This window comes from Variovorax flavidus, from assembly GCF_030317145.1.
Lineage (GTDB): Bacteria > Pseudomonadota > Gammaproteobacteria > Burkholderiales > Burkholderiaceae_C > Variovorax > Variovorax flavidus.
In genome coordinates this window covers 347,760-373,895 of the sequence record NZ_JASZYE010000002.1, presented here as the reverse complement: position 1 = coordinate 373,895, position 26,136 = coordinate 347,760, and the positions used below count along the sequence as shown (strand labels likewise).

Here is a 26,136-nt window from a genome sequence, read left to right as displayed (position 1 = left end):
GGTAAAAAGAAATCGAAGGACGTAATTAAGCCACATCGTCGAGCAGCCGCACTTTGACGGTCTTGCCCTTGACGCGGCCGGTGGAAAGCTTGCGCACGGCCTCGCGCGCAATGCGCCGGTCGACCGCCACGTAAGTGGAGAACTCGTTGACGTTGATCTTGCCGACCTGCTCCTTGGTGAAGCCGGCCTCGCCGGTCAGTGCACCCAGCACATCGCCGGCTCGGATCTTCTCCTTGCGGCCGCCGACGATCTGCAGCGTGGCCATCGGCGGCTGCATCGGGGTCGGGTCGCCGGCGAGTTCGCTGACGGGGTGCCATTCGGATTCGCGGCCTTGCAGCTGCTCGATCTTTCCGACGCTGCCCATCTCGTCCATGCTGGCGAGGCTCAGCGCCAGGCCCTCGGCATCGCCGCGGCCGGTGCGGCCGATGCGGTGGATGTGGATCTCGGGGTCGGGCGTCACGTCGACGTTGATCACCGCCTCGAGCTGGGCAATGTCGAGCCCGCGCGCCGCCACGTCGGTGGCGACCAGCACGGAGCAGCTGCGGTTCGCGAACTGCACCAGCACCTGGTCGCGCTCGCGCTGTTCGAGCTCGCCGAAGAGCGCCAGCGCGCTGAAGCCCTGCGACTGCAGCACCTGGACCAGATCGCGGCACTGCTGCTTGGTGTTGCAGAAGGCGAGCGTGCTGGACGGGCGGAAGTGGTTCAGCAGCAGGCTCACGGTGTGGAGCCGCTCGCTGTCCTTCACCTCGTACCAGCGCTGGCGGATCTTGGCGCCGTCATGCTGGGCCTGCACCGTGATCTGCTGCGGGCTCTTCATGAACTGCGCGCTGAGCTTGGCGATGCCTTCGGGGTAGGTGGCCGAGAACAGCAGCGTCTGGCGCTCCTTGGGGCACAGCCGCGCGACCTTGGCGATGTCGTCGAAGAAGCCCATGTCGAGCATGCGGTCGGCTTCGTCGAGCACCAGCGTGTTGAGCGCCTCGAGGACGAGGCTGCCGCGGTCGAGGTGGTCCATGATGCGGCCCGGCGTGCCGACCACGATGTGCGCGCCATGCTCCAGGCTGGCGAGCTGGCCGCGCAATGCGACACCGCCGCAGAGCGTGACGACCTTGATGTTTTCCTCGGCCCGCGCGAGACGGCGGATTTCCGTGGTCACCTGGTCGGCGAGTTCGCGCGTGGGGCAGAGCACCATGGCCTGCACCGCGAAGCGACGCGGATTGAGGTTGGCCAGCAGCGCCAGGGCAAAGGCGGCGGTCTTGCCGCTGCCCGTCTTGGCCTGCGCGATGAGGTCCTTGCCGAGCAGCGCCACGGGCAGGCTGGCCGCCTGGATCGGCGTCATCTGCAGATAGCCGAGCTGCGTCAGGTTCGCCAGCGTCTGTGGCGAAAGCGGCAGCGAGGCGAAGTCGGTGGCGGGACCGGTCACTGCGAGGGTCAGCGGCGCTGCGAGTTGTTGCCGCCGCTGTTCACGGGCGGGGGACCACGGCGTTCCAGGTGGCGGAACGTGATGCGGCCTTTGGTCAGGTCGTAGGGCGACAGCTCCAGCGACACCTTGTCGCCGGCCAGGATGCGGATGTGGTGCTTGCGCATCTTGCCGCCGCTATAGGCGATGAGCTGGTGGCCGTTGTCGAGCGTCACGCGGTAGCGCGAGTCAGGCAGGACTTCGGTCACTGCGCCGTTCATTTCGATCAGTTCTTCCTTGGGCATGAATTACCTTTTGAAAATGGTTGTCGTGATTGGATAGGAAATCGGGGTGGCTGTTCAAGCGGGGCAATGCGCGGGCGGGGCCGTGCGCTCGCGCACCCAGCCCAGGCCCTGCTCGACGGCGTAGCGCACCGCGGCGGCATGGCTGCCGAAACGCGGCGTGAAGCGCATGACGCGGTCGTGCGTGCCGCTGCCGCGGCCGGAACGGATCGACACTGAAGCCGAAAAGCGGCCGTCGTCCAGATCCTTGATGAGCGGTGAGACAAGGTACTTGCCCACTGTGTGTTGAATGATGTCCATGAAAAGCCTTGCGCTCCGCGACGCCGCGAAACGCTGAAAATAATTGAAAAAACGAGCGCAGGCCGGCCGGAAAAAGGCGCCCACCGGAGCGGACAGCGCGCTGTTCGCTTCAACAAGTACGAAGGCAGTGGTGGCAATCATGGGCGCCGGGTCTGGCGCTCCAACACACTGTATGAGCCGGCTTGGAATGAAAGGGCCTGGAAATTCCAGGCCAGCCGGCGAGGTGACGAAGTGCTTCGTCGTGGTATCGAAACGAACCCCAGATTCTAACCGATCTGGCACGACAGTTGCTATTTCAGTCCCGTGACAGCGGCGGGCATCGGCCCACTGTGTCGGAATCGCCACCGTTGGCGCTCCGGCAACGGTTGTCATACAACATCGTTGTTTCCTCGATAATTGCGGGTTTGTTGTACGACAACATGACCGGCAAAACGCGTTTCGAGGGGAGAACAACGATGAATGAACCGTCCGGACGGAGAGCCAGCCACGAGGCCACGGGAGCACGCCCATGAACAGCCGTGCCTTCTTCACCGACCGCAAGGTCGTCTTTCTTCTCGCTTCGCTCTGCTGCCTGCTGTGGGGCAGTGCCTATCCCGCGATCAAGAACGGCTATGCGCTGTTCCACATCGCGCCGGGCGACATCCCGTCGCAGCTGGTCTTTGCGGGCTATCGCTTCCTGTTCGCGGGGCTGGTGCTGCTGGGGGTTGCGGCGGCCGGCCGGAAGAACGTCTTTCCTTTCGACCGGCGCACCATGGGCCAGGTCACCTTGCTGGGCCTCACGCAGACCAGCCTGCAATATCTGTTCTTCTATCTCGGCCTCGCGCACACCACGGGCGTGAAGAGTTCGATCATGAATGCCACCGGCACCTTCTTCAGCGTGCTGCTGGCGCACTTCATTTATCACAACGACCGGCTCAGCTTCAACAAGGTGCTGGGCTGCCTGGTGGGCTTTGTCGGCGTGATGGTGGTGAACTTCGGCAGCGGCCTGATGCAGTTCGACTTCACGCTGCTCGGCGAGGGCTCGGTGGTGATGGCGGCGCTGGTGCTGTCCGCGGCCAGCATCTACGGCAAGAAGCTCTCGCAGCGGATCGACTCGGTGGTGCTCACGGGCTACCAGCTGGCGATCGGCGGCGCGGCGCTGTTGGTGATCGGCTTCGCGATGGGCGGAACGCTCGGCAGCCCGACGCCCGCTGCGCTGGCCTTGCTGGGCTATCTGGTCGTGCTCTCGTCCGCCGCCTTCTCGCTGTGGACCACCCTGCTCAAGTACAACCGCGTGAGCATGGTTGCCGTCTTCAATTTCATGGTGCCGGTCTTCGGCACCTTGCTGTCGGCGCTCTTCCTGAACGAGAGTTTCCTGGAGTGGAAGAACGGCCTCGCGCTGCTGCTGGTCTGCGCGGGCATCTGGCTGGTGACCCGGGACGAGGCGCCTGTCGCGCGGCCCGCGCTCAAGCCGCAATAGGCTGGGCATCGCCGCGCAAGAAGCGGACTTGCGAGCCGCGGGCTTGCGGCGCACCATGGGGGACCATCGTTCCAAGGAGCGCGGCCATGCAAGTTCAAGGATCACCTGTTCGATCTTCGCGGGCCGGCTGGTTGTCATGCGCGCTCGCCCGCTGGGTCGGCGCATTGCTCGCTGGCGGCGCATTGCTCCTGAGCTTTCCGGTCTCGCCGGCGACCAATGCGCCGGACAGCGCGGCCTCCAACGCGCAGATCCGGGCGCTCAAGCGCGCGGGGGATGCGGTCGTCGCACTCAACGTCACGGCAACCGAAGGCGCGACATCGGCCGACAGCCTGGGCCAGCGGCGCTCGGGCTCGGGCGTGGTGATCGGTGCCGACGGGCTGATCCTCACCATCGGCTACCTGCTGCTCGAAGCCGAAACCATCGAGGTCGTCACCCAGGACGAACGCATCCTGCCCGCACGGCAGGTGGCCTATGACCTCGCGACCGGGTTCGGGCTGGTGCGCCCGCTGGTGCCGCTGCGGGGCATCGAGCCGGTTCCGCTGGCTGGCGTATCCACATTGACGGTGGGGCAGCCCCTGCTCGTTGCGTCGGGCAGCAGCGGCGGCACGGAGGTGGGTTTCACGCGGCTGGTTGGCTCGCGTCCCTTCTCTGGCTACTGGGAATATCACATCGAGGCGGCGATCTTTACCAGCCCGCCGGTCGCCAATCACAGCGGCGCGTCGCTCTTCAATGCCAATGGCGAATTGCTCGGGATCGGCAGCCTGTTCGTGCTGGAAGCCGCCGGACCAGAGCGCACCCTGCCCGGCAACATGTTCGTGCCGGTGGACCTGCTGCGCCCGGTGCTCGCGGAGATGCAGTCCACGGGCAGGACGCGCGCGAGCGTGCGGCCGTGGCTCGGCCTGTCATCGTCGGAGCGCGGCGGCCACGTCGAGATCGTGCGGGTCGACCGCTCCGGACCGGCGCTCGAAGCCGGCCTGCAGCCCGGCGACGTGGTGCTGGAAATCGACGGCATCCAGGTGACGACGCTGGAGGCTTTCTACAAGCAGCTGTGGAAGCGGCCGGACGCCGATGCGGATGTGGAACTGACCGTGCAGCAGGGGTCGGAGGTGCGCAAGATCAAGGTGCATGCGGTGGATCGGATGCAGACGTTGAGGAAGCCGCAGGGAATCTAGAGCTTGCCTCCTGATGTTCGTCGATCAGGGCAGTTTGGCGCGGAGGCGGTCGAGCCATGTGGGGGGCAAGTCGATGAATGCCGCCCCACTGCTGGCGCCCACAATCACCTGTTTGTCATCCCAGAAGATGTTGGTGAAGGACGGGTCGTGAAACTCGTCCTCGGCCAGGAGGGCGCCGTCCTTTGTCGAGCGCAGGCGCACAAGCCCTTCGATGTCGAAATCCACCGAACCTCCCATGAGGCAGATTTCCAGCGCGTACAGGCCATCGGGCGACCAGCTCCGGACGGAGCATTTCGCCGCGAAAGCGCGGTCCAGCATGCCTTGGGCGATGTAGAGAGCGCCAGTCAGCACCAGTAATCGACCGATCTTCTTTGCACGCGCGATAGCGCGCTCCATGCGGCCTTCTGCGTGTTTGAGGACCGTCCAGGGCGACATGAGGAGCAGCCACGCGAGCACGGGAAGGCACAACATCCAGAACCCCTGCCGCAGGTAGTACTGCTCGCCGAACAACTCGAACGGAATCGCGGTCACAGCTTCACCTTGATCGATCGCGTCCAGACCTTCTTCACATCCGAATAGGCGATGAAGTCGCCTCCCTGGCCGTGCCGCGTGCGCCAATCGCGAAAGCTCTTGTTCGTCACCGGGTACATCACGGCGCCCTTCTCGTAGATGCTCTTGCTGATATCCACCAGCGGCTTGCTGATGGCCCGCAGCACCGGGCTTTCGCCCTGAAACGGCAATGGCGCGAGGTAGACGCCGTCCCGATTCCAGTGGCCGAGGTATTGGGAGGCACCCAGGGCGGCGGCCACGTGAATCGGAATGGATCCCTCTTCGGGGTCCAGGAACGAGTACGAATCCTTCACGTAGACATAGATGGACTCCACCGTGGCGATGTGGCTGCGGTCCACGACGAAATCGCCGATCGCCGCATAAATGGAGAAGGTGCCAAGAGCGCCGGTCAGGTCATCAGGCCCCATGGCGATGCCGTACTTGGCCTTGTGCAACAGGGCGAACTTGTCGGACCAGCCTTCGTCGACCGGCGCCCGCTGGAATTGGAAGGCGGGATGCAGGAGATGAACGTTGCCGCCGGACTCCGCCATGGAGTCCCCGCGATACCGAGTCGTCGGCAAGCCGTTTCGAAAGAACCGCAACAAAGCTGCTCGGATCAAGACTTCCGCTTCTCTTGCGAATATTCCGTTCCCGATCAGTTCGTCGTACTTCCGCTTGGCCCGAGGGAATCCCAACACCCAGTCGAGCTTGATGATGCTTTGATCAATCATGCTCGGCGCAAAGGGCTTCCCGTTGTGATCGATCGCATGGGTCACGTCTTCCTTCGTCCGCGAGTAGTTGGACTCCCCCGCAAACCAATGCCGCATCATCCTGGCCGACACGGGCCGCTTGGTCCTGTCCATCACGTCGGGAATCTCCTGGATATCGAAGGGCGGGATGGGCCGCTCGGCCGCCGTCGCCGGCTTGGGCTGTCTCGGCGGCAGCAGGGATGGCGTGGGCTTCGTCCACCAGTGATGAACTGCATCTGCGGCCGTGAGAAGGTTGCGAACGAACTTCTGGTCTCTCTCGAGCCGAAGCTGCTCCCGCGTCTTGGGCGGCGGCGGTGGAGGCTTCGGCTGGCCGCGCAAGGGCGGTGGCGCCCGGTTCATCGACAAGGCGGCACGCTCCAGCGCCGCGCAGCCCTTCTTGTCCGAGGCCGCGCACGCGACCCAGGTCCACAGCAGCCAGTTCGTCTTGTAGTAGGTGATCGGCGTGTCCGACTTGCTCAGGATCACCTTGCCGTTCGGCGCGAACTCGTAGCGGCCGACTTCCGTGTAGCTCTCTCCACTCATCCCTGCTTGCTCCATTCCTTGGTCGTCGCGATTGACGCGTCCCAAGTGGAGCGGAAGCGGGAATGTCAGTCTCTAGGAGCAGTCCGATGCGAGAGAGCCCGTTTGGACCAGCGACTCAGGTGATACCGAGCATCTTCTTGTTGGCGGCCGTATTGACCCCGCCACCTGCGAAGTCATCAAACGCCCGGTCCGCCACGCGGATGATGTGCTGCGCAATGAACTCCGCGCCTTCACGCGCGCCATCCTCGGGATGCTTGATGCAGCACTCCCACTCCAGCACCGCCCAGCCCGGGAAGTCGTAGGCCGCCATCTTCGAGAAGATCGCGCCGAAGTCCACCTGCCCGTCGCCCAGCGAGCGGAAGCGCCCTGCCCGGTTCAGCCACGACTGGAAGCCGCCGTAGACGCCCTGCTTGCCGGTCGGGTTGAACTCGGCGTCCTTCACGTGAAAGATCTTGATGCGCTCGTGATAGTGGTCGATGTAGTCGAGGTAGTTGAGCTGCTGCAACACGAAGTGGCTCGGGTCGTAGAGCAGGCAGGCGCGCGGATGGTTGTTCACGCGGTCGAGGAACATCTCGTAGGTCACGCCGTCGTGCAGGTCCTCGCCCGGGTGGATCTCGTAGCAGACGTCGACGCCGACCTCGTCGAAGCGATCGAGGATCGGCTTCCAGCGCCGCGCGAGTTCGTCGAAGGCTTCCTCGATGAGGCCCGGTGGACGCGGCGGCCAGGAATAGAGGTACGGCCACGCCAGCGCACCGGAGAAGGTGGCGTGGGCCGTGAGGCCGAGGTTGGCGGAAGCCTGCGCGGCGTAGTGCAGTTGCTCGACCGCCCACTTCTGGCGCTTCACCGGGTCGTTGCGGACTTCGGCCGCGGCGAAGCCATCGAAGCCGGCGTCGTAGGCCGGGTGCACCGCCACCAGCTGGCCTTGAAGATGCGTCGACAGCTCGGTGATCTCGAGGCCGTGCTTCGCGAGCGTGCCCTTGACCTCGTCGCAGTAGGTCCTGCTCTCGGCAGCCTTCTGGAGATCGAAGATGCGGCTGTCCCAGCTCGGGATCTGCACGCCCTTGTAGCCGAGGCCCGCCGCCCAGCCGGCGATGCTGTCGAGCGAGTTGAACGGCGCGGTGTCGCCGGTGAACTGGGCCAGAAAAATGGCCGGCCCCTTGATCGTCTTCATCGCTTGTCTCCTGGTCAATCGGCGCAAATGATGCACTGATTTGCGTCGACGCAACGCGAGGCGTCGTCCGACAGGCCGCGAAGCCCCGCGGCGTATGCGTATTGCGCCGGAACGTTTCACAATGGGTGCTCTGTCAACCGAGGGCGAAGCGGCACAGGTCGGCGCCCCGAATGCGATGTCACAAACGGTTTCCGGGCGTCTGAAGATCGGCTTGTCTGCCTGCTTCTCCCACGCCGACCCCGCGCGCTCCTTGTTCACCAACAAGACGCTGCAGTACGTGGAGCAGTCGATCGCCCACTGGCTCATGTCGGCCGGCGCGATGGTGGTGATGGTCCCCTGCCCGACCGGCGAAACGGCGCGCGGCGACACCAAGCTCTCGCACTACGCCGAGTGGCTCGACGGTGTCGTGATGCACGGCGGCGCCGACGTCTGGCCCGGCAGCTACGGCGAGGTGCCGCTCAAGGACGCGTGGATCGGCGACCGCATCCGCGACCTCTACGACCTCGCACTGGTGGAGGCCTTCGAGCAGGCCGGCAAGCCCATCTTCGGCGTCTGCCGCGGCCTGCAACTGATCAACGTGGCCTTCGGCGGCACGCTGTACCAGGACATCGAGGCGCAGCACCCCAACGCACAGCGGCACCGCGACCCGGTCACCTACGACCAGAACTTCCATGAGATCCGCGTCACGCCAGGATCACGGCTGTCGCACCTCTACCCGGGCATGGAGACCGCGCGCGTCAACAGCATCCATCACCAGGGCGTGAAGGATCTCGCGCCCGGTTTCGAGGTGGAGGCCTGGAGCATCCCCGACCACGTGGCCGAGGCCATCCGGCGCCGACCCGACCGCGGCCGCAGCTACATCGCCGCCACCCAGTGGCACCCCGAGTTCCATCAGTACGGCGCCACCGACACGGTCGACGACACGGCCATCCTGCAGGACTTCCTCTGGGCTTGCGCGACGGCCAAGGTCAGCCCTCGGGGCCCGTTGCGCAGCGCGCCCGGACGCATCCGGAACCGCGCGGCGCGGCTGCTGCGGCAGGCGCTGCTGATGAACTAGCGGCTGCTCTGGTTCTTGTAGCCGCTGACGCCGGCGTCGATCGTGCCGAATACGGTGATGCCGCTGCTGCCAGTGCTGCCGCTGGAGGCCGAGCCGCTGCTGGCGCCCGGCGCGGCGCAGCCGGCGAGCAGGCAGAGGGCTGCGGCGAACGAGATGGCGAAGAACTGCTTGATCATGCGAATCTCCTGTCTCTTCAGCCGAGATGCTTGCCGACGATGCCGGCCAGCTCGAACATCGTCACCTGGTCCTTGCCGAACACCGGCTTCAGCTTGGCGTCGGCGTTGATGGCGCGCTTGTTGGCCGCATCCTGCAGGCCGTTGGCCTTGATGTAGTCCCACAGCTTCTTGATGACCTCGGTGCGCGGCACGGGCTCCGCGCCGATCACCGCGGCCAGCGCGTCGCTGGGCTTGAGCCCGGCGCCGGGCTTGCGCGGTGCCTTGGGGGCGGCTGCCTTCTTGGCCGCAACCTTCTTGGCTGCGGGTGCCTTCGCCGCGGTCTTCTTCGCCGCCGCCGGTGCGGCCTTGGTGAAGGTCTTGCGCGGCGGGAACTTGCTGGTCCGGGGCTCGAACTCGAAGGCGACCTTGCCCTCTTCCTTGTTCCAGGCCAGGAAGGCCTTGAACGCCCGGCGCGTGCGCATCGAGACGAACTTGTCGAGCAGGTCGGTCTTGCCGGTGGCGAGCAGCTTCTCGACCTGTGCGCGATCCACCGGTTGCTGCAGGATGATCTTGCCGGTCTTGAAGTCGCAGCTCGGCGTGGGCTGCGCCTCGGTCGGCACCGACTTCTCGCAGACGTAGTTGCTGCCGTACTCGAACACGCGCGCGGCGCATTTCGGGCACGGGCCGAGCGATTCCTGGCCGGCGAAGTCGACGATCTCGCCGGTCTCGGCGTTCTTGTCGTCGCCGAAGTCGAACTCCAGCTTCCAGTTGTTGGCCTCCTCGTCGAACTTGAGGACGATCTCCGAGGTGAAGGGCCAGCCGGCCTTGGAGCGGAAACCCTCCAGCGGCCCGATGTGCTTGTCGCGCAGCAACTGCTCCGCTTCCGCCACTTCGAAGGTGCGGCCCGCGGGCGACTTGCCGAACGAGAAGCCGCAGGGCTCCTGGCCCGGCTTGCCGGTGCAGGAGTAGCGGCGGTAGTTTTCCTTCACCACGCCGCCGCAGTTGGGGCATGGCGTCGTGAGCGTGGCGTAGTCGCCGGGCACGGTGTCGCGGTCGTATTCCTTGGCCTTCTTGACGATGTGCTCCGTCATCTCGGCGATCTCGCGCATGAAGGCTTCGCGGCTGAGCTTGCCGTGCTCCATCTGCGCGAGCTTGTATTCCCATTCACCGGTGAGCTCCGCCTTCGAGAGCTCCTCCACGCCGAGGCCGCGCAGCAGCGTCATGAGCTGGAAGGCCTTGGCGGTCGGAATCAGTTCCCGGCCTTCGCGGTGCATGTATTTCTCGGCCAGAAGGCCTTCGATGATGGCCGCGCGGGTGGCGGGGGTGCCGAGGCCCTTCTCCTGCATCGCCTCGCGCAGTTCGTCGTCGTCGATGGTCTTGCCCGCGCCTTCCATCGCGCCGAGCAAGGTGGCTTCCGAATAGCGCGCGGGCGGGCGGGTCTTCAGGCCCTTGGGATCGACGAATTCGACCTTCACCCTCTCGCCGGGCTTCACCGGCACGAGGCGCTTGCCGTCCTTGTCGTCTTCCTTCTCGTCGTCCTGGGCTTCCTTGCCGTAGATGGCGAGCCAGCCCGGCTTGACGAGCACCTTGCCGTCGGTGCGGAACGGGTATTTCTTGCCGGCGTGCTCGACCGTGCTGATGCGCGTGGTCACCTGGTATTCGGCGCTCGGGAAGAACACCGACATGAAGCGGCGCACCACGAAGTCGTAGAGCTTCTGCTCGGCGTCGGACAGGCCGCTCGGCGCCTGCAGGGTCGGGATGATCGCAAAGTGATCGCTGACCTTGGCGTTGTCGAAGATGCGCTTCGAGGGCTTCACGTAGTTGCCGTCGATGGCCTGCTGCGCGAAGGGCGCGAGGTGCTTCATGCCGCTGTCGGCGAGCATGCCCATGGTCTGCTTGACGACCGGCAGGTAGTCCTCGGGCAGGGCGCGCGAGTCGGTCCGCGGGTAGGTCAGCGCCTTGTGGCGTTCATACAGGCTCTGCGCCAGCGCCAGCGTGGTCTTGGCGCTGAAGCCGAATCGGCCGTTGGCCTCGCGTTGCAGCGAGGTCAGGTCGAACAGCAGCGGCGATGCCTGCGTGGTGGGCTTGCTCTCCTCGGTGACCGTGGCGGTCTTGCCGCGCGCGGCTTCGGCGATCTCGCGGGCTTCGCGCTCGTTCCAGACGCGGTCGGCGCGCTGCTCGGGGTCGGCCACGCCGTCGGGGCCGGGCGGCGGCTTCTTCCAGGTCGGGTCGAACCACTTGCCGGGGTACTCGCCGGCCTCGGCCAGGAAGCTGCCGTGCACTTCCCAATAGTCGCGGCTCACGAACTTGCGGATTTTCTCCTCGCGCTCGACCACGACCGAGAGCGTCGGCGTCTGCACCCGGCCCACGGTGGTCAGGAAGAAGCCGCCATCGCGCGAATTGAACGCCGTCATGGCGCGCGTGCCGTTGATGCCGACCAGCCAGTCGGCCTCCGAACGCGAGCGCGCGGCGTCGGCCAGGCCCTGCATCTGCTGCTCGCTGCGCAACTGGTCGAAGCCGTCGCGGATCGCCTGCGGCGTCATCGATTGCAGCCACAGGCGCTTGACCGGCTTGCCCAGCGGCGACTTGCCGCCGGCGTATTGCTCGATCAGGCGGAAGATCAGCTCACCCTCGCGGCCCGCGTCGCAGGCGTTCACGAGCTGGGTCACGTCCTTGCGCTTGGCCTGCTTCACGACCGCGTTCAGGCGCGTCTTGGTCTTGTCGACCGGCTTGAGGTCGAAGCGCGGCGGGATCACCGGCAGGTTGGCGAAGCTCCACTTGCCGCGCTTGACGTCGAACTCCTCGGGTGCCTGGATCTCCACCAGATGACCGACAGCGCTGGTCACGACGTACTTTTCGTTCTCGAAGTGTTCTTCGTGCTTGTCGAACTTGCCGGCCACGGGCGTGAGCGCCCGGACGATGTCCTGCGCCACCGACGGCTTCTCTGCAATCACCAAAGTCTTCATTGACATGTCATCCTAAAAATTCTGTTCACCCACCATCGCCGAGGCCGGGCCACGGGCCGGCGCCGGGCCGCCCCAAGGCGGCCTGCGTCCCCTCGGGGGGCAGCGACGACACGCAGTGCGGGAGCGTGCGGGCCACATCCTTACAATCTGGCGCTTCTCGCGTGCGTACGCGCACGCGCATGCGTACATATTCAAACTAACAGACTTCCGCGATGCCATCCAAATCCCCCGTTTCCGGCGGCCGCCGCATCCAGACGCGGCGCTCCGGCGTTCATGGCAACGGCGTTTTTGCCGTGCAGGATATAGCGGAGGGCGAAACGCTCATCGAATACAAGGGCGAGGTCATCAGCTGGGAGGAGGCGCTGCGCCGCCATCCGCACGACCCGGCCCAGCCCAACCACACCTTCTACTTCCACATCGATGACGACCGTGTGATCGATGGCGGCGTCAATGGCAATGCGGCCCGCTGGATCAACCATTCCTGCGAACCCAGCTGCGAAGCCGACGAGCAGGACGGCCGTGTCTTCATCAAGGCGCTGCGCAACATCGCGGCCGGCGAAGAGCTGAGCTACGACTACGGCCTCATCATCGACGAGCCGTACACCAAGAAGCTGAAGGCGGAATTCCCCTGCTGGTGCGGCTCCGAGGGTTGCCGTGGCACCCTGCTGGCCCCGAAGTCCGACAAGGCCAAGAAGAGCAGGAAAAAGGACCGGAAGAGCGAGAAGAACGGCGACAGGAAGGCCGAAAAGAAGCTCAGCAAGAAGGACGGCAAGAAGGACGGCGAGGCCCGCAAGGAAGCCAAGAAGAAGGCCAAGGCCGCCAAGGACGGCAAGTCGGCGAAAACCGGCAAGCGCTGACCATGGCCGCGCCCTGGTTCGAGGACGAGATCGCCGGCGCGCTGGCGCCCCTGGTGCCTGGATTCGCCGTGGAGGTCGTCCCCGAGATCGATTCCACCAGCAGCGAACTCATGCGGCGTGCCCGCGATGGCCAGCGGGCGCCCGTGCTGCTCGCCGCCGAGCGGCAGACCGCCGGGCACGGCCGGATGGGCCGTCCCTGGCAGAGCGCGCAAAGCGATCGCGAACCGAGCACCCTGACCTTCTCGCTGGGCCTGCCGCTGGCACCTCGCGACTGGTCGGGGCTGTCGCTGGCCGTGGGCGTCAGCGTGGCGGAGAGCCTCGACCCCGCCAACACCGTGGGCCTGTCGCTCAAGTGGCCCAACGACCTGTGGTTCCGCGAGCGCAAGCTGGTCGGCATCCTGATCGAAACCGCCGTGCTCCAACCCGATTCCGCCGAGCGCTACCTGGTGATCGGCATCGGCATCAACATCGGGCCGCGCGACGGCGCCGGGCTCAGCACCCAGCCCGCCTGGGTGCAGGAATGGCGCCCGCTCGCCACGCCGGCCGAGGTGCTGCGCGACATCGCGCTGCCGCTGGTGCGCGATATCCAGCTCTTCGACAAGGATGGTTTCGTGCCCTTTGCCTCCCGCTTTGCCGCTCGCGACGTCCTGCGCGGCCGGGAGGTGCGCCTCACCGATGGCACCGAAGGCCTGTGCGAAGGCGTCGGCTGGGGTGGCGAACTGCTGGTGCGGACGGCTTCGGGCGTGAAGTCGATCATCAGCGCGGAAGTCAGCGTGCGGCCCGTGGGCGCACGGCCATGATGTTGCGGTTGCTGGTCGTCGTGCTGCTGCTGGCGAACCTGGGCTACTACGCCTGGACGCGCGGTGGGCTGGCCGTCTTCGGCACCGAGCCTGCACGTTTCAGCGAGCGCGAGCCGCAGCGCCTGACGCAACAGGTGCGGCCGCAGATGCTGCAGATCCGCAAGGACGAATCGCCGAAGCCCTAGCCGCGCGGCCTGGTGGCGTGGCGCTCGCTTTCGTTCGCGTCGAAACGCAGGCTCACGAGCGTGCCGGGCGGATGCTGGCCCGGGTGCGCGTCTTCCAGGCGCACCGTCGCGAAGTGCTGCCGCGCGATCTCCAGCACGATCGGCAGGCCCAGGCCCGAGCCGTCCGCCTCGTTGCCGAGCACCCGGTAGAAGGGCTGGAACACCAGTTCGCGCTCGCTCTCGGGGATGCCGGGGCCGTTGTCCTCGACCTGCAGCACGACGATGCGCCCGAAGGGATCGGCCAGCACGCGTGCCGTGATGACGCCCGGTCGCTCCGGCGTGGAGGGCGTGTAGTTGATAGCGTTGTCGAGCAGGTTGCGCACCAGCTCCTTCAGAAGCGTCGGGTTGCCTTCGAAGGCCACGCCGGGCGCGCCCGCTTCGGCGCCTTCGTAGCCGAGGTCGATGCGCTTGTCGATCGCGCGCGGCACCGCTTCGCGCACGACTTCGATCGTCAGCCGGGCGAGGTCGCAGGGTTGCCGGCCGATGTTGGCGCCGCTGCCTTCCGCGCGGGCGAGCGACAGCAGCTGGTTGACCGTGTGCGTCGCACGCACGCTCGCGCGGCCGATCTGCTTGAGGGACTGCTTCAGTTCATTGGCATTGGCGCCTTCGCGCTGCGCCAGGTCGGCCTGCATGCGCAGGCCGGCCAGCGGCGTCTTGAGCTGGTGCGCCGCATCGGCCAGGAAGCGCTTCTGCGTGCCGATCGAGTCGTTGAGCTTGTTCAGCAGGTCGTTGACCGACAGCACCAGCGGCACCACTTCGAGCGGCACGGACGATTCGTCGAGCGGGCTCAGGTCGCCCGGCCGGCGTTCGCGGATGCGCGCCTCCACCACCGACAGCGGCTTGATGCCGCGCACCAGCGCGAGCCAGATCAGCAGCACCGCCAGCGGCAGGATCGCAAACTGCGGCAGCAGCACGCCCTTGATGATCTCGGTCGCGAGCACGGACTGCTTCTCGCGCGTCTCGGCCACCTGCAGCAGCGTCAATGGCGCATCGGGCGTGGTGCCGGCGATCCAGAGCGAAGCCACGCGCACGGCCTTGCCGTGTATCTGGCCGTTGCTCAGGTAGACCACGCCGGGGATCGGAGGATCGTCGGTGCCGGGAACCGGAATCTCGCGTTCGCCGCTGAGTAGCGTGCCGTGCCCGTCGAGCAGTTGGTAGTACACGCGGTCGATGTCGTCGCCGCCGAGGATCTCGCGCGCCGGCTGCGGCAGCACGAACTGGATGCGACCGTTCTCCACGTCGACCAGCCGCGCGAGGATCTGGATGTTGGCTTCCAGCGCGCGATCGAAAGGCGCGTTGGCGATGCCCTGCGCCACCAGCCACGTGACGCCGATGCTCACCGGCACCAGCAGCAGCAGCGGCGTGAGCATCCAGTCGAGGATCTCGCCGAAGAGGGAGCGCTGGGCGCGCTGAAAAAGTTTCATGCTCGCCCCCAGGCTTGCCCACTTCGTGTGGCCGCCCGCCCCCTGCCGGGGGCAACACCAGCGGCCCGGCGAAGCCGGTTCCGCGGTGTTTCACGAACGGGCCTGGCTGCGCCGGCCGGCGGGTTCATGGATCGCTGGTTGTGCGAGACGCCATGAGGCATCAGGAGGGGATTTTTTCAAGGCAGTAGCCGAGGCCGCGCACGGTGGCGATGCGCACCGGACCCTTCTCGATCTTCTTGCGCAGGCGGTGGATGTAGACCTCGATCGCGTTGAGGCTGACTTCCTCGCCCCACTCGCACAGGCGCTCAACCAACTGGTCCTTGCTCACGAGGCGCCCGGCGCGTTGCAGCAGGACTTCGAGCAAGCCGAGTTCGCGTGCGGAGAGTTCGATCATCTTGCCGTCGATGGTCGCGACGCGGCCGGCCTGGTCGTAGACCAGCGGGCCGTGCTTGATGGCGTTGCTGGTGGCGCCCATGCCGCGCCGGGTGAGGGCACGGACGCGCGCCTCGAGTTCCTGCAGCGAGAAGGGCTTGGCCATGTAGTCGTCGGCGCCGTAGTCGAGGCCCTTGACCCTCTCCTCCACGCTGTCGGCGGCGGTCAGCACCAGCACCGGCAACTGCGAGCCGCGCGCACGCAGTCGCTTGAGGATTTCGAGGCCGTGCAGGTTGGGCAGGCCGAGGTCGAGGATCAGCAGGTCGAACTCGCTGTTGGTCATCAGCGCGGCATCGGCCTGCGAGCCGGTCGCGACATGGTCGACCGCCGAGCCGGAGGTGCGCAGGCTGCGCAGGAGGGCATCGGCCAGCACCTGGTCATCTTCTGCAATGAGTATCCGCATGCCGTGCCTCCGGAGACCGCGGCTCGCCCAGGCTGCCGCGCTCTTCTACCTATCGACTCCCTGTGCGAATTCTAGGTCGCCGCATACGCTTCGAGACCGATGGTTACCACGGTGGCGATCTCGTCACCCACGCTGGCGCGGAACTCCATTTCCGCCTGCGCGACGGCATTGCGGAAGGCCTCCAGCCATGCCAGGCCGTCGGCCGTGAACAGCACGCGACGCGCGCGCGCGTCGAGCGGATCGGGGCCTCGCGTCACCAGGCCCCAGGCCTCGCACTGGTCGACCAGCGCGCCCATCGCCTGCTTGGTCATGCCGGCGCGCTCGGCGAGTTCGGTCAGGCGCGAGCCGTCGCGTGCGAGGTGCCGCGTGATGTGGATGTGCGCGGCGCTCACCTGCGCGCGTGCGGCGAGGTTGGAGAGCGCGAGCGGCACCTCGGCGTCGTGGGCCATCAGCGCGAGCACGCGCTCGTCGAAACGGCGCATGGCATGGCCGAGCAGGCGGCCCAGGTGGGTCTGGCGCCAGGCATCGTGATCGATCGGGAAAACGGGGTCCGCCATGTCCGGCCGATAGTAAAGCAAACTGACCAAAAAATGGGTTTACTCGCATCCATTGGCCTCTACACTACTGTTCAAGCATCCAGCCTGTAATTAAAAGCAGCGGGATGAATCCCACTCAACCCGTTGATATTCAAGGAGTTTTCCACATGGACGCAGTCGTCAAGGGCGCAAGCATCTCGGTCGCCAGCAGCGAAAAGGCCAAGGCCCTCCAAGCCGCGCTGGCCCAGATCGAAAAGCAGTTCGGCAAGGGCACGATCATGCGGCTCGGCGAAGGCGAAGCGCTGGAAGACATCCAGGTGGTTTCCACCGGCTCGCTCGGCCTCGACATCGCGCTCGGCGTCGGCGGCCTGCCGCGCGGCCGGGTGATCGAGATCTACGGCCCGGAATCGTCCGGCAAGACCACGCTCACGCTCCAGGTCATCGCCGAGATGCAGCGCCAGGCCGGCACCTGCGCCTTCGTCGATGCCGAGCACGCGCTGGACGTGCAGTACGCGCAGAAGCTCGGTGTGAACCTGTCCGACCTGCTCATCAGCCAGCCCGACACCGGCGAGCAGGCGCTCGAGATCGTCGATTCGCTGGTGCGTTCCGGCGCGGTCGACCTGATCGTGGTCGACTCGGTCGCCGCGCTCACGCCCAAGGCCGAAATCGAAGGCGAAATGGGCGACTCGCTGCCCGGCCTGCAGGCCCGCCTGATGAGCCAGGCGCTGCGCAAGCTCACCGCCACCATCAAGAAGACCAACTGCATGGTCATCTTCATCAACCAGATCCGCATGAAGATCGGCGTGATGTTCGGCTCGCCCGAAACCACCACCGGCGGCAACGCGCTGAAGTTCTACGCCTCGGTGCGCCTGGACATCCGCCGCATCGGCACCATCAAGAAGGGCGACGAGGCGATCGGCAACGAGACCAAGGTCAAGGTGGTCAAGAACAAGGTCTCGCCACCTTTCAAGACGGCCGAGTTCGACATCCTGTTCGGCGAGGGCATCAGCCGCGAGGGCGAGATCATCGACATGGGCGTGACCGCCAAGATCGTCGACAAGTCGGGCGCCTGGTACGCCTACAACGGCGAGAAGATCGGGCAGGGCCGCGACAACGCACGCGAGTTCCTGCGCGAGAACCGCGAGCTGTCGCGCGAGATCGAGAACAAGGTGCGCGAATCGCTGGGCATTCCGCTCCTCCTGGCCGAGGCGGCCGACGCACCGGCACCGGTCGAGAAAGAGAAGAAGTAAGAGCCGACCGGGCTCGTGCCACCCGCCTTGGGCGGCGGGTGCGCTTCGACACGCAGCAGCGATTCAACGTACGCCATGGCCTTTGCCGCTCCATCCCTCAAGGGGCGCGCACTGCGACTGCTGAGCCAGCGGGAGCATTCGCGCGCCGAACTCGAACGCAAGCTTGCGAAGTACGAGGAACAGTCAGGCGAACTGGCGCGTGCGCTCGACGAACTGGCCGCCAAGGATTTCATCAGCGAGGCGAGGGTAGTGCAATCCGTCCTGCATCAGCGCGCGGCGCGCCACGGTGCGGCGCGTGTGCGCCAGGAACTGCTGCACAAGGGCATCGCGCCCGAGGCGGTCGCCGAAGCGGTCGCCAGCCTGCAGGGCAGCGAACTCGACCGTGCACGTGAAGTCTGGCGCCGCCGCTTCGGCGAGCTGCCGCAGGATGCGGCCGAGCGGGCAAAGCAGACGCGATTCTTGCTGGCCCGCGGATTCGCCGGCGCCGTGGTCGCGCGCGTGCTGCGCTACGACCCGGACGAGTGAGGGCTCAGAGCCCCAACATCAACTTCAGGTTCTGGACGGCTGCGCCGCTCGCGCCCTTGCCCAGGTTGTCCAAACGCGCAATGACGACCGCATGGCGATGGTCTTCGTTCGGGAACACGCGGATGTCGAGCTGATTGGTGTCGTTGAGCGACAGCGCATCGATCTTGCCGTCCTCGGTGGGCGGCAACACCTTCACGAACTGCTCCGGCGTGTTGCTCTTGGCGTAGTGCGCGGCCAGTGCGTCGTGCAGGTCGCTTGCCTTGGGGCGGTCGGGCAGGTCGTCCAGGTGCAGGGGCAACTGGACCAGCATGCCCTGCTTGAAGTTGCCGACCGAGGGAATGAAAACCGGCCGGCGCGTGAGGCCGGTGTACTTCATGATCTCGGGGATGTGCTTGTGCTTGAGCCCGAGCGCATAGGTCTCGAACAGCGGCGCCTGGCCGTTCTCGAAGGCCTCGATCATCGTGCGCCCGCCGCCGGAATAGCCGCTGACGGAGGGGAGGGCGATCGGAAAATCGGGCGGCAGGAGCCCGGCATCGACCAGCGGGCGAACGATGGCGATCGCGCCGGTGGCGTAGCAGCCGGGGTTGGCCACGCGCTCTGCCTTGGCCACGGCGTCCTTCTGCCCGGCCGCGAGTTCGGGGAAGCCGAACACCCATCCGGCCGCTGTGCGGTGCGCGGTGGAGGCATCGATGATCTTGGGGCGGCGGCCTTCGAGCTGGTCGATCAGCGCGACGGATTCACGCGCGGCGTCGTCGTGCAGGCACAGCACGACGAGGTCGACGCCGGCCATCAGCTCACGCTTGGCGGCGACGTCCTTGCGCAGCTCGGGCGCGATGCTGACGAGTTCGATTTGCGGCATCTTCTGGAGCCGCTCGCGGATCTGGAGGCCGGTGGTACCGGCTTCGCCATCGATGAAGACCTTGACCATGACGGGGAGCCTCTGGGATGCTTCTGGAGAAAGTACGTATTGACCACAGCGACGGGTCTGTCGTTGGTGCGGCGCACCATGATACAGTCCCCTGCTGTCCGCCGCCCCCGCCGTCAGGCGCCGTGGCCCGTGGACAACAGCCAAATTCTCCCGTTCTCTAAACCTCGATCCGAGAGACACCCTCATGAAGATTCACGAGTACCAAGGCAAGGAAATTCTTGCCAAGTTCGGCGTGCCTGTGCCGCGCGGCATTCCAGCGTACACAGTGCAGGAGGCGGTCGAAGCCGCTCAAAAGCTCGGCGGCCCGGTCTGGGTTGTCAAGGCCCAGATCCACGCGGGTGGCCGCGGCAAGGGCGGCGGCGTCAAGGTCGCCAAGTCGATCGAAGACGTCAAGAAGCTCGCCGGCGACATCCTCGGCATGCAGCTCAAGACGCACCAGACCGGCCCTGAAGGCCAGAAGGTCCGCCGCCTCTACATCGAAGACGGCGCCGACATCCAGAAGGAATACTACGTCTCGGCCGTGACCGACCGCGCCACCCAGAAGGTGGCGTTCATCGCTTCGAGCGAAGGCGGCATGGACATCGAGGAAGTGGCCCATTCCACGCCCGAGAAGATCATCACGGTCTACGCCGACCCGAAGGACGGCCTGACCGACGCGCAAGCCAAGCAGATCGCCGACGGCATCGGCATCCCGGCCGGCTCCACCGCCCAGGCCGTGGACATCTTCAAGAAGCTCTACACCTGCTACATGGAGACGGACGCCTCGCTGGTCGAGATCAACCCGCTCAACCGTGACAGCAAGGGCAACATCATCGCCCTGGACGCCAAGTTCAACTTCGACAGCAACGCGCTGTTCCGCCATCCCGAGATCGTGGCCCTGCGCGACCTCGACGAGGAAGACGCGGCCGAAGTCGAAGCCAGCAAGTTCGACCTCGCCTACATCAGCCTCGACGGCAACATCGGCTGCCTGGTGAACGGCGCCGGCCTCGCGATGGCGACGATGGACACCATCAAGCTCTTCGGCGGCGAGCCTGCCAACTTCCTCGACGTGGGCGGCGGCGCCACCCCCGAGAAGGTGACCGAAGCCTTCAAGATCATGCTGAAGAACAAGAACGTCGAGGCCATCCTCGTCAACATCTTCGGCGGCATCATGAAGTGCGACACCATCGCCACCGGCGTGATCGCAGCCTGCAAGGCCGTGAACCTGCAAGTGCCGCTGGTCGTGCGCATGAAGGGCACCAACGAAGTCGAAGGCAAGAAGCTGCTGGCCGATTCGGGCCTGCCGATCATCAGCGCCGACACCATGGCGGAAGCGGCCCAGAAGGTCGTGGCAGCAGTCAAGAAAGCCTAAGGAAACGTCATGTCGATCTACATCAACAAAGACACCAAAGTCATCACGCAAGGCATCACCGGCAAGACCGGCCAGTTCCACACCGAGAAGTGCCAGGAATACGCGAACGGCAAGAACTGCTTCGTGGCCGGCGTGAACCCGAAGAAGGCCGGCGAGTCGATCTTCAACATTCCGATCTTCGGCTCCGTCAAGGAAGCCGCCACGCAGACCGGCGCGACCGTGTCGGTGATCTACGTGCCGCCGGCAGGCGCTGCCGCCGCGATCTGGGAAGCCGTCGAGGCCGACCTGGACATGGCGATCTGCATCACCGAAGGCATTCCGGTCCGCGACATGCTCGAAGTGCGCAACAAGATGAAGGCCAAGGAAGCCGCCGGCGGCAAGAAGACGCTGCTGCTCGGCCCGAACTGCCCCGGCCTGATCACGCCCGACGAGATCAAGATCGGCATCATGCCCGGCCACATCCACCGCAAGGGCCGCATCGGCGTGGTCAGCCGCTCCGGCACGCTGACCTATGAAGCCGTGGCGCAGCTCACCGAGATCGGCCTCGGCCAATCGTCGGCGGTTGGCATCGGCGGCGACCCGATCAACGGCCTGAAGCACATCGACGTGATGAAGGCGTTCAACGACGATCCGGACACCGACGCCGTCATCATGATCGGCGAAATCGGCGGCCCCGACGAAGCCGACGCGGCCCGCTGGTGCAAGGACAACATGAAGAAGCCGATCGTCGGCTTCATCGCCGGCGTGACGGCACCTCCCGGCAAGCGCATGGGCCATGCCGGCGCGCTGATCTCGGGCGGCGCCGACACTGCGGATGCCAAGCTCGCCATCATGGAAGAATGCGGCTTCACGGTGACGCGCAACTTCTCGGAACTCGCCAAGCGCCTCAAGGCACTTCTCTGATCAGCCCGCTACCTCGCTGAACCACACAAGAAGAAAGCGCCCGCAATTCCAATTGCGGGCGCTTTTTCAATCAATAACAGTGGAATAGAGACATGGAATATTTGCAAACTGCGGACTTCTGGATCGGCCTGCTCAAGATCGTCTGGATCAACATCATTCTTTCCGGCGACAACGCCGTGGTCATCGCCATGGCGGCGCGCTCGCTGCCGCCGCACCAGCAGCGCAAGGCGGTGCTGTTCGGCTCGGGCGCGGCGGTGGTCCTGCGGATCGCCCTCACCGTGGTCGCGGCCAAGCTCCTGGCGCTGCCTTATCTGCAGATCGTCGGCGGCGCGCTGCTGCTGTGGATCGGCACGCAGTTGCTCAGCGAGGAAGAAGACGGGGAGGGCGAGGACAAGGAATACGGCAGCATGATGGCGGCCGTGCGGACCATCCTCCTGGCCGACCTGGTCATGAGCCTGGACAACGTGATCGCCGTTGCCGCCGCGGCGCAGGGCAGCATGGTGCTGCTGATCCTCGGCCTTGCGATCAGTATTCCTTTGGTCATTTTTGGCAGTACGCTCATGATCAAGCTCATGGAACGTTTCCCCATCATCGTCATGCTCGGCGCCGCCCTCATCGGCTGGGTCGGTGGCGAGACGATCGTGAGCGACACGATCCTGCGCGACGTGCTGGTCGCCAACCCCTGGCTGCACTACGCGGCGGCAGTGGCTGGCGCGGTCTTCGTCGTGGCGGTGGGCCGCTGGTTGCAGAAGCGTGCGCACACCCAGCACTGATCGTTCGCATTTCAACTGATTGAGTCATGGCAAATCCCGGCGCACCCGTTTCCACTGAATCCGGCGTGCTGACCTGGGATTTCGCCGCGCTCACCGATCCGGGCCGGGTGCGCGCCAACAACGAGGACACGATCGCTTTCGATGCCTCGCTGGGGCTGGTGCTCCTGGCCGACGGCATGGGCGGCTACAACGGCGGCGAAGTCGCCAGCGGCATGGCCATCGCATTGCTGCAGGCCAGTTTCGGCCGCTGGCTTGCCCACGCAGGGCCCCACGCCAACCCGAAGGCGGTGCGGCGCGCCTTGCAGGCGGGCACCGACGAAGCCAATGCGGCCATCCTCGAAGCCGGCATCGCGAACGTACAGCTCCAGGGCATGGGGACCACGCTGGTGCTGGCCGCCTTCAGTCCGCAGCGCGCCATCATTGGCCATATCGGCGATTCGCGCTGCTACCGGCTGCGCGACGAAAAGTTCGAACTCCTCACCCGCGACCACTCGCTCCTGCAGGAGCAGCTCGACGCCGGGGCCATCACGCCCGAGCAGGCCGTGCAGTCGCCGCACCGCAACCTGGTCACGCGTGCGCTGGGCATCGAGCGCCACGTCGAGCTGGAAATGCACGAACACAGCGTCAAGCCCGGCGACCTGTTCCTGCTCTGTTCCGACGGACTGAGCGAGATGGTGTCGGACGCGCAGCTTTTCACACTTTTGTTACAAGATATCGGCCTGTCTGAGAAAGCAACACTTTTGGTTGCAACTGCCAACGACAATGGCGGCCGGGATAACATTTCGGTTGTCCTGGCCCGGGCAGGTGGGAGCGAGACGCCCGAGGTCCCTGGATAGCAACGTCAAGGAACCATCCACCGCAAGGGCCCGCTGTGAATAGAAAAAAGAGATGCAGGAGTCGGCCATGCCGAAATTGATCGTTTCGATCGACGGTGTCGTCATCAAGGAGGTGACGCTCGCCAAGGACCGCACGACGCTCGGGCGGCGGCCCTACAACGACATCGTGGTCGACAATCTGGCCATCAGCGGCGAGCATGCCGTGCTGCACATGATCGGCGGCGATGTCTACCTGGAAGATCTCAACAGCACCAACGGCACCTACGTCAACGGACGTGCCATCAAGAAGCAGGCGCTCGAGCAGAACGACATCATCGAGGTCGGCAAATACAAGGTCCGCTACGTGGCGGCGGCCGGCGCATCCGATAGCGCGACCGCGACCGCGACACGCACCATCGTCACGCCGGCGCCCTCGGGCCCGATCCCCCTTTCATCTGCGCCCACGGTGCAGGCACCGCTCGGCGGCGGCACCGCGGGGGTCGCGGTCATCCGCGTGCTCTCCGGCAGCGGCGCCGGACGTGAGCTGTCCCTGCAGAAGGTCGTCACCACCATCGGCAAGCCCGGGGTGGCCGTGGCCGCAGTCACGCGACGTCTGCACGGCTACGTGGTGGCGCCGATCGACGGCGGCACGGCCCTCAACGGCGAACCTCTCGGCAGCGAAGCCGTGGCGCTCCAGGACGGTGACGTGCTCGAGCTCGGCGGCACGCGGATGCAGTTCGTCGTCACCTGATCCTTCACTGCCACCGGGGATGAGCGCGTGCGGGGCGCGATGAACGCGCTGCGCCAGCGCTGGGCGCGAATCGCCATCACCCTTGTGCCCATTGCGCTGGTCCTCGCGCATGTGGTGGGCTTCTGGCGCCTTCCGTTCCTGGAGGGCCTCGACAATTTCATCTACGACGCGCGCCTGCGCGCGACCATGCCGCGCACCCTGGACCCGCGCATCGTCATCGTCGATATCGACGACGCAAGCCTCCAGCAACTCGGCCAATGGCCTTGGAGCCGGGATCACCTGGCACGCCTCACGACCGAGGTCATGGACCGCCAGCAGGCCGTGGTGCTGGGCTTCGACATCCTCTTTGTCGAGCCGGATGAAAGTTCAGGGCTCGACGTCCTGAGGCGGCTGGCGGACGGACCGCTGCAGCACCAGACCGGTCTTGCCGAGGAAATCGAGCGCCTCGCTCCCCATCTGGACCATGACGCGGCCTTCGCCGATGCGCTGGCCGGACAACGCGTTGCGCTGGGCTTCTACCTCACCCAGACCCTCGAACCGCGCGCGAAAGGCGTGCTGCCCGCGCCGCTCCTGCTGCCCGGAGCGTTCCCCGAAGGGCGCTCCTACGCGACGCGCTGGAACGGCTTCGTCGGCAGCATCCCGCAGCTGGAGGAGGCGGCGCCGGCCGCCGGATTCCTCAACGTGCTGCTCGACGCGGAGAGGGATGGCATCGTGCGGTCGGTCCCGCTCATCGCGCGCTACACCGGCACCAACGCGCAGCCCGGTTACTACGAATCGCTGGGACTCGTCGTGTACCGGCTGGCGGTCGGCGCCGACGCCGTCACGCCCGTGTTTGCACCGGCGGGTGGGAGCACCGGTCCGCCGGCCCTCACAGCCCTGCTGCTGAAGGCGGGCCCGAAGTCGCTGCGGATCCCGGTGGATTCGAGCGCCAGCGCCCTCGTGCCGTTTCGCGGTCCGGGCGGCGCGCGAGGAGGCTCGTTCCGCCACATCTCGGCTGTCGACGTCGTCCGTGGCGGGCTGCCTCCCGGCGAACTCAAGGACAAGGTGGTGCTGGTCGGCTCCACCGCGCCCGGATTGGAAGACCTGCGTTCCGCACCGGTCGGCGCGGCCTATCCGGGCGTCGAAGTGCATGCCAACATCGTCTCCGGGCTTCTCGACGGACGGATGCCCGTGGTGCCCGACTACGCGGCAGGCTACGAACTCGTCACGGTGCTGGCTGCAGGCCTCGTGCTGGCCTTCGGCCTGTCGCTGAGCGCAGCGCCGCGCGCCGTGCTCATTGCGGTGATCACGACGGCGGCGCTCGTCGGCCTCAACACCTGGCTCTTCATCCATTCGGGCCTCGTGCTGCCCCTGGCGTCCGCACTCGCCGCGGTCGGGCTGGCCTTCGTCCTCAACATGAGCTGGGGCTACCTCGTCGAGACCCGCGCCAGCCGGAACCTGGCCCACCTGTTCGGCACCTACGTGCCGCCGGAGCTGGTCAACGAGATGCGGGCCGATCCCGAGCGCTACAGCATGCGCGCCGAAAGCAAGGAGCTGACTGTCATGTTCTGCGACATGCGCGGCTTCACCAAGCTGGCCGAGCAGATGGCGCCCGTCGAATTGCAGGACTTCCTGAACGAGGTTTTCAGCCGGCTGACCGAGGTCATCAGCGCGCAACGCGGGACCGTCGACAAGTACATGGGCGATTGCGTCATGGCGTTCTGGGGCGCGCCCGTCGACATGCCCAACCATGCCGAACTGGCCGTTCGGGCCGCCGTCGAGATGGCCGCGGCCGTGCAGGAACTGAATGCGGCGCACCGCCAGAGCGGCCGCCCCGAGATCAGCATCGGCATCGGCATCAACTCCGGGATGATGAGCGTCGGCGACATGGGCTCGGCCGTCCGGCGCAGCTACACCGTCGTCGGCGATGCGGTCAATCTCGCCTCGCGCATCGAGGGCCTGGGGGGGCACTATGGCGTCGAGATCGTGGCCAGCCAGGCCACTCAGCGCCTGGTCTCCGGCTTCGTCTGGCAGGAACTCGATTGCGTGCGGGTGCAGGGCAAGGTGGGCGTGGCGCGGATCTTCACGCCCGTCTGCCACCGGGCAGACGCCAGCCGGAGCCTGTATGAGAGCCTCGAACGCTGGAATAGTGTCCTTTCGGCCTACCGGGCGCAGGATTGGGAAGAAGCCCAAGCCCTGCTTGCGCCCCTCATTTCTGTGGATGCCAAAAAAGTCCTTTACCAGCTATATGCACAGCGTTTAGCCTCGATGACGTTGCAGCCCAAAAATCCGAACTGGGATGGCGCAACCCGGTTCGAAACAAAGTAACAGCGGCCCCCTAGGGCTGCCAGATGAAGGGTCTCGCG

The 26,136-nt window shown here is 66.0% G+C and carries 26 protein-coding genes; 14 read left to right on the top strand and 12 right to left on the bottom strand.

Annotation, left to right across the window (positions count from 1 at the left end; all coding sequences use genetic code 11):
- Positions 1-25: 25 nt before the first annotated feature.
- Genes dbpA through QTH90_RS12375 form a run of 3 tightly spaced genes read right to left on the bottom strand, consistent with a single transcriptional unit; the run spans position 26 to position 1,998 of the window.
- Positions 26-1,420 carry an ATP-dependent RNA helicase DbpA gene (gene dbpA, locus QTH90_RS12385; RefSeq protein WP_286664846.1) on the bottom strand — a complete coding sequence of 465 codons (1,395 nt, stop codon included), beginning with the start codon at positions 1,418-1,420 and terminating at the stop codon, positions 26-28.
- A gap of 8 nt (positions 1,421-1,428) precedes the next feature.
- Complete coding sequence (gene infA, locus QTH90_RS12380; RefSeq protein WP_286519699.1) at positions 1,429-1,701, bottom strand: translation initiation factor IF-1; 273 nt, start codon at positions 1,699-1,701, stop codon at positions 1,429-1,431.
- 54 nt (positions 1,702-1,755) lie between these two features.
- Complete coding sequence (locus QTH90_RS12375) at positions 1,756-1,998, bottom strand: hypothetical protein (RefSeq protein ID WP_286665407.1); 243 nt, start codon at positions 1,996-1,998, stop codon at positions 1,756-1,758.
- Positions 1,999-2,506: 508 nt separating this feature from the next.
- On the opposite strand from QTH90_RS12375, the gene QTH90_RS12370 reads away from it, so the two are divergent.
- Both QTH90_RS12370 and QTH90_RS12365 read left to right on the top strand, forming a co-directional pair.
- A complete protein-coding gene (locus QTH90_RS12370; RefSeq protein ID WP_286664845.1) occupies positions 2,507-3,457 on the top strand; it encodes a DMT family transporter in 951 nt (316 codons plus the stop codon).
- 86 nt (positions 3,458-3,543) lie between these two features.
- Positions 3,544-4,629 carry a S1C family serine protease gene (locus tag QTH90_RS12365; RefSeq protein WP_286664844.1) on the top strand — a complete coding sequence of 362 codons (1,086 nt, stop codon included), beginning with the start codon at positions 3,544-3,546 and terminating at the stop codon, positions 4,627-4,629.
- Between the two features lie 24 nt (positions 4,630-4,653).
- Here QTH90_RS12365 and QTH90_RS12360 read toward each other — a convergent pair whose 3' ends face one another.
- The 3 genes from QTH90_RS12360 to QTH90_RS12350 form a co-directional block, all read right to left on the bottom strand.
- Positions 4,654-5,160 carry a hypothetical protein gene (locus QTH90_RS12360; protein WP_286664843.1) on the bottom strand — a complete coding sequence of 169 codons (507 nt, stop codon included), beginning with the start codon at positions 5,158-5,160 and terminating at the stop codon, positions 4,654-4,656.
- Positions 5,157-6,470 (bottom strand): DUF6402 family protein, encoded by a 1,314-nt coding sequence (locus QTH90_RS12355; protein WP_286664842.1) that lies wholly within the window; start codon positions 6,468-6,470, stop codon positions 5,157-5,159. The genes QTH90_RS12360 and QTH90_RS12355 overlap by 4 nt, the downstream gene beginning before the upstream one ends.
- A gap of 115 nt (positions 6,471-6,585) precedes the next feature.
- Positions 6,586-7,641 carry a sugar phosphate isomerase/epimerase family protein gene (locus tag QTH90_RS12350; protein ID WP_286664841.1) on the bottom strand — a complete coding sequence of 352 codons (1,056 nt, stop codon included), beginning with the start codon at positions 7,639-7,641 and terminating at the stop codon, positions 6,586-6,588.
- A 175-nt stretch (positions 7,642-7,816) separates the two neighbouring features.
- Here QTH90_RS12350 and QTH90_RS12345 point away from each other — a divergent pair, with 175 nt between their 5' ends.
- Positions 7,817-8,698: a gamma-glutamyl-gamma-aminobutyrate hydrolase family protein gene (locus tag QTH90_RS12345; RefSeq protein WP_286664840.1), complete on the top strand. Its 882-nt coding sequence runs from the start codon at positions 7,817-7,819 to the stop codon at positions 8,696-8,698.
- On the opposite strand, the gene QTH90_RS12340 is transcribed toward QTH90_RS12345, so the two are convergent.
- Both QTH90_RS12340 and QTH90_RS12335 read right to left on the bottom strand, forming a co-directional pair.
- A complete protein-coding gene (locus QTH90_RS12340) occupies positions 8,695-8,874 on the bottom strand; it encodes a hypothetical protein (RefSeq protein WP_286664839.1) in 180 nt (59 codons plus the stop codon). The two genes, QTH90_RS12345 and QTH90_RS12340, sit on opposite strands and share 4 nt — an antisense overlap.
- A gap of 17 nt (positions 8,875-8,891) precedes the next feature.
- Positions 8,892-11,819: a DNA topoisomerase III gene (locus QTH90_RS12335; protein WP_286664838.1), complete on the bottom strand. Its 2,928-nt coding sequence runs from the start codon at positions 11,817-11,819 to the stop codon at positions 8,892-8,894.
- A gap of 212 nt (positions 11,820-12,031) precedes the next feature.
- Between QTH90_RS12335 and QTH90_RS12330 the strand changes: the two genes are divergently transcribed.
- From QTH90_RS12330 to QTH90_RS12320, 3 genes are read left to right on the top strand one after another with little or no spacing between them, the layout of a single operon-like run.
- Positions 12,032-12,676: an SET domain-containing protein gene (locus QTH90_RS12330; protein ID WP_286664837.1), complete on the top strand. Its 645-nt coding sequence runs from the start codon at positions 12,032-12,034 to the stop codon at positions 12,674-12,676.
- Positions 12,677-12,678: 2 nt separating this feature from the next.
- The gene (locus tag QTH90_RS12325) at positions 12,679-13,476 is read left to right on the top strand and encodes a biotin--[acetyl-CoA-carboxylase] ligase (RefSeq protein ID WP_286664836.1); all 798 of its coding nucleotides are present in this window, start codon (positions 12,679-12,681) and stop codon (positions 13,474-13,476) included.
- A complete protein-coding gene (locus tag QTH90_RS12320; protein ID WP_286664835.1) occupies positions 13,473-13,661 on the top strand; it encodes a sporulation protein in 189 nt (62 codons plus the stop codon). Before QTH90_RS12325 ends, QTH90_RS12320 begins: the two co-directional genes overlap by 4 nt.
- On the opposite strand, the gene QTH90_RS12315 is transcribed toward QTH90_RS12320, so the two are convergent.
- The 3 genes from QTH90_RS12315 to QTH90_RS12305 all read right to left on the bottom strand — a co-directional run bounded on the left by QTH90_RS12315 (position 13,658) and on the right by QTH90_RS12305 (position 16,516).
- Complete coding sequence (locus tag QTH90_RS12315; RefSeq protein ID WP_286664834.1) at positions 13,658-15,124, bottom strand: sensor histidine kinase; 1,467 nt, start codon at positions 15,122-15,124, stop codon at positions 13,658-13,660. The genes QTH90_RS12320 and QTH90_RS12315 overlap by 4 nt on opposite strands.
- Before the next feature lie 160 nt (positions 15,125-15,284).
- Entirely contained in the window at positions 15,285-15,959 is a 675-nt protein-coding gene (locus QTH90_RS12310; RefSeq protein WP_286600318.1) for a response regulator, read from the bottom strand.
- Positions 15,960-16,030: 71 nt separating this feature from the next.
- On the bottom strand, positions 16,031-16,516 hold the full coding sequence (locus tag QTH90_RS12305) for a MarR family winged helix-turn-helix transcriptional regulator (protein ID WP_286664833.1): 486 nt from the start codon (positions 16,514-16,516) through the stop codon (positions 16,031-16,033).
- Positions 16,517-16,662: 146 nt separating this feature from the next.
- Between QTH90_RS12305 and recA the strand changes: the two genes are divergently transcribed.
- The gene (recA, locus tag QTH90_RS12300; protein WP_286568759.1) at positions 16,663-17,745 is read left to right on the top strand and encodes a recombinase RecA; all 1,083 of its coding nucleotides are present in this window, start codon (positions 16,663-16,665) and stop codon (positions 17,743-17,745) included.
- 75 nt (positions 17,746-17,820) lie between these two features.
- Positions 17,821-18,270: a recombination regulator RecX gene (gene recX / locus QTH90_RS12295; protein ID WP_286664832.1), complete on the top strand. Its 450-nt coding sequence runs from the start codon at positions 17,821-17,823 to the stop codon at positions 18,268-18,270.
- Positions 18,271-18,274: 4 nt separating this feature from the next.
- On the opposite strand, the gene argC is transcribed toward recX, so the two are convergent.
- The gene (gene argC / locus QTH90_RS12290) at positions 18,275-19,198 is read right to left on the bottom strand and encodes an N-acetyl-gamma-glutamyl-phosphate reductase (protein ID WP_286664831.1); all 924 of its coding nucleotides are present in this window, start codon (positions 19,196-19,198) and stop codon (positions 18,275-18,277) included.
- A gap of 184 nt (positions 19,199-19,382) precedes the next feature.
- On the opposite strand from argC, the gene sucC reads away from it, so the two are divergent.
- The 6 genes from sucC to QTH90_RS12260 all read left to right on the top strand — a co-directional run bounded on the left by sucC (position 19,383) and on the right by QTH90_RS12260 (position 26,098).
- Complete coding sequence (sucC, locus tag QTH90_RS12285) at positions 19,383-20,549, top strand: ADP-forming succinate--CoA ligase subunit beta (protein ID WP_286664830.1); 1,167 nt, start codon at positions 19,383-19,385, stop codon at positions 20,547-20,549.
- A 9-nt stretch (positions 20,550-20,558) separates the two neighbouring features.
- Complete coding sequence (gene sucD, locus QTH90_RS12280; RefSeq protein WP_286618227.1) at positions 20,559-21,452, top strand: succinate--CoA ligase subunit alpha; 894 nt, start codon at positions 20,559-20,561, stop codon at positions 21,450-21,452.
- A gap of 92 nt (positions 21,453-21,544) precedes the next feature.
- Positions 21,545-22,225, top strand: a complete 681-nt coding sequence (locus QTH90_RS12275; protein WP_286664829.1) for a TerC family protein — start codon at positions 21,545-21,547, stop codon at positions 22,223-22,225.
- 26 nt (positions 22,226-22,251) lie between these two features.
- Positions 22,252-23,061, top strand: a complete 810-nt coding sequence (locus tag QTH90_RS12270; protein WP_286664828.1) for a Stp1/IreP family PP2C-type Ser/Thr phosphatase — start codon at positions 22,252-22,254, stop codon at positions 23,059-23,061.
- 67 nt (positions 23,062-23,128) lie between these two features.
- Positions 23,129-23,791, top strand: coding sequence for an FHA domain-containing protein (locus QTH90_RS12265; RefSeq protein ID WP_286664827.1), 663 nt, complete (start codon positions 23,129-23,131; stop codon positions 23,789-23,791).
- A gap of 39 nt (positions 23,792-23,830) precedes the next feature.
- Positions 23,831-26,098 (top strand): CHASE2 domain-containing protein, encoded by a 2,268-nt coding sequence (locus QTH90_RS12260; protein WP_286664826.1) that lies wholly within the window; start codon positions 23,831-23,833, stop codon positions 26,096-26,098.
- The last annotated feature ends 38 nt before the right edge of the window (positions 26,099-26,136 follow it).

Bases quoted from the DNA above. Each gene is read 5' to 3' on its own strand.
- infA (WP_286519699.1), bottom strand. From the start codon at position 1,701: ATGCCCAAGGAAGAACTGATCGAAATGAACGGCGCAGTGACCGAAGTC.
- QTH90_RS12375 (WP_286665407.1), bottom strand. From the start codon at position 1,998: ATGGACATCATTCAACACACAGTGGGCAAGTACCTTGTCTCACCGCTC.
- QTH90_RS12370 (WP_286664845.1), top strand. From the start codon at position 2,507: ATGAACAGCCGTGCCTTCTTCACCGACCGCAAGGTCGTCTTTCTTCTC.
- QTH90_RS12365 (WP_286664844.1), top strand. From the start codon at position 3,544: ATGCAAGTTCAAGGATCACCTGTTCGATCTTCGCGGGCCGGCTGGTTG.
- QTH90_RS12355 (WP_286664842.1), bottom strand. From the start codon at position 6,470: ATGAGTGGAGAGAGCTACACGGAAGTCGGCCGCTACGAGTTCGCGCCG.
- QTH90_RS12350 (WP_286664841.1), bottom strand. From the start codon at position 7,641: ATGAAGACGATCAAGGGGCCGGCCATTTTTCTGGCCCAGTTCACCGGC.
- QTH90_RS12345 (WP_286664840.1), top strand. From the start codon at position 7,817: ATGTCACAAACGGTTTCCGGGCGTCTGAAGATCGGCTTGTCTGCCTGC.
- QTH90_RS12340 (WP_286664839.1), bottom strand. From the start codon at position 8,874: ATGATCAAGCAGTTCTTCGCCATCTCGTTCGCCGCAGCCCTCTGCCTG.
- QTH90_RS12335 (WP_286664838.1), bottom strand. From the start codon at position 11,819: ATGAAGACTTTGGTGATTGCAGAGAAGCCGTCGGTGGCGCAGGACATC.
- QTH90_RS12330 (WP_286664837.1), top strand. From the start codon at position 12,032: ATGCCATCCAAATCCCCCGTTTCCGGCGGCCGCCGCATCCAGACGCGG.
- QTH90_RS12325 (WP_286664836.1), top strand. From the start codon at position 12,679: ATGGCCGCGCCCTGGTTCGAGGACGAGATCGCCGGCGCGCTGGCGCCC.
- QTH90_RS12320 (WP_286664835.1), top strand. From the start codon at position 13,473: ATGATGTTGCGGTTGCTGGTCGTCGTGCTGCTGCTGGCGAACCTGGGC.
- QTH90_RS12315 (WP_286664834.1), bottom strand. From the start codon at position 15,124: ATGAAACTTTTTCAGCGCGCCCAGCGCTCCCTCTTCGGCGAGATCCTC.
- QTH90_RS12310 (WP_286600318.1), bottom strand. From the start codon at position 15,959: ATGCGGATACTCATTGCAGAAGATGACCAGGTGCTGGCCGATGCCCTC.
- QTH90_RS12305 (WP_286664833.1), bottom strand. From the start codon at position 16,516: ATGGCGGACCCCGTTTTCCCGATCGATCACGATGCCTGGCGCCAGACC.
- recA (WP_286568759.1), top strand. From the start codon at position 16,663: ATGGACGCAGTCGTCAAGGGCGCAAGCATCTCGGTCGCCAGCAGCGAA.
- recX (WP_286664832.1), top strand. From the start codon at position 17,821: ATGGCCTTTGCCGCTCCATCCCTCAAGGGGCGCGCACTGCGACTGCTG.
- argC (WP_286664831.1), bottom strand. From the start codon at position 19,198: ATGGTCAAGGTCTTCATCGATGGCGAAGCCGGTACCACCGGCCTCCAG.
- sucC (WP_286664830.1), top strand. From the start codon at position 19,383: ATGAAGATTCACGAGTACCAAGGCAAGGAAATTCTTGCCAAGTTCGGC.
- sucD (WP_286618227.1), top strand. From the start codon at position 20,559: ATGTCGATCTACATCAACAAAGACACCAAAGTCATCACGCAAGGCATC.
- QTH90_RS12275 (WP_286664829.1), top strand. From the start codon at position 21,545: ATGGAATATTTGCAAACTGCGGACTTCTGGATCGGCCTGCTCAAGATC.
- QTH90_RS12270 (WP_286664828.1), top strand. From the start codon at position 22,252: ATGGCAAATCCCGGCGCACCCGTTTCCACTGAATCCGGCGTGCTGACC.
- QTH90_RS12265 (WP_286664827.1), top strand. From the start codon at position 23,129: ATGCCGAAATTGATCGTTTCGATCGACGGTGTCGTCATCAAGGAGGTG.
- QTH90_RS12260 (WP_286664826.1), top strand. From the start codon at position 23,831: ATGAACGCGCTGCGCCAGCGCTGGGCGCGAATCGCCATCACCCTTGTG.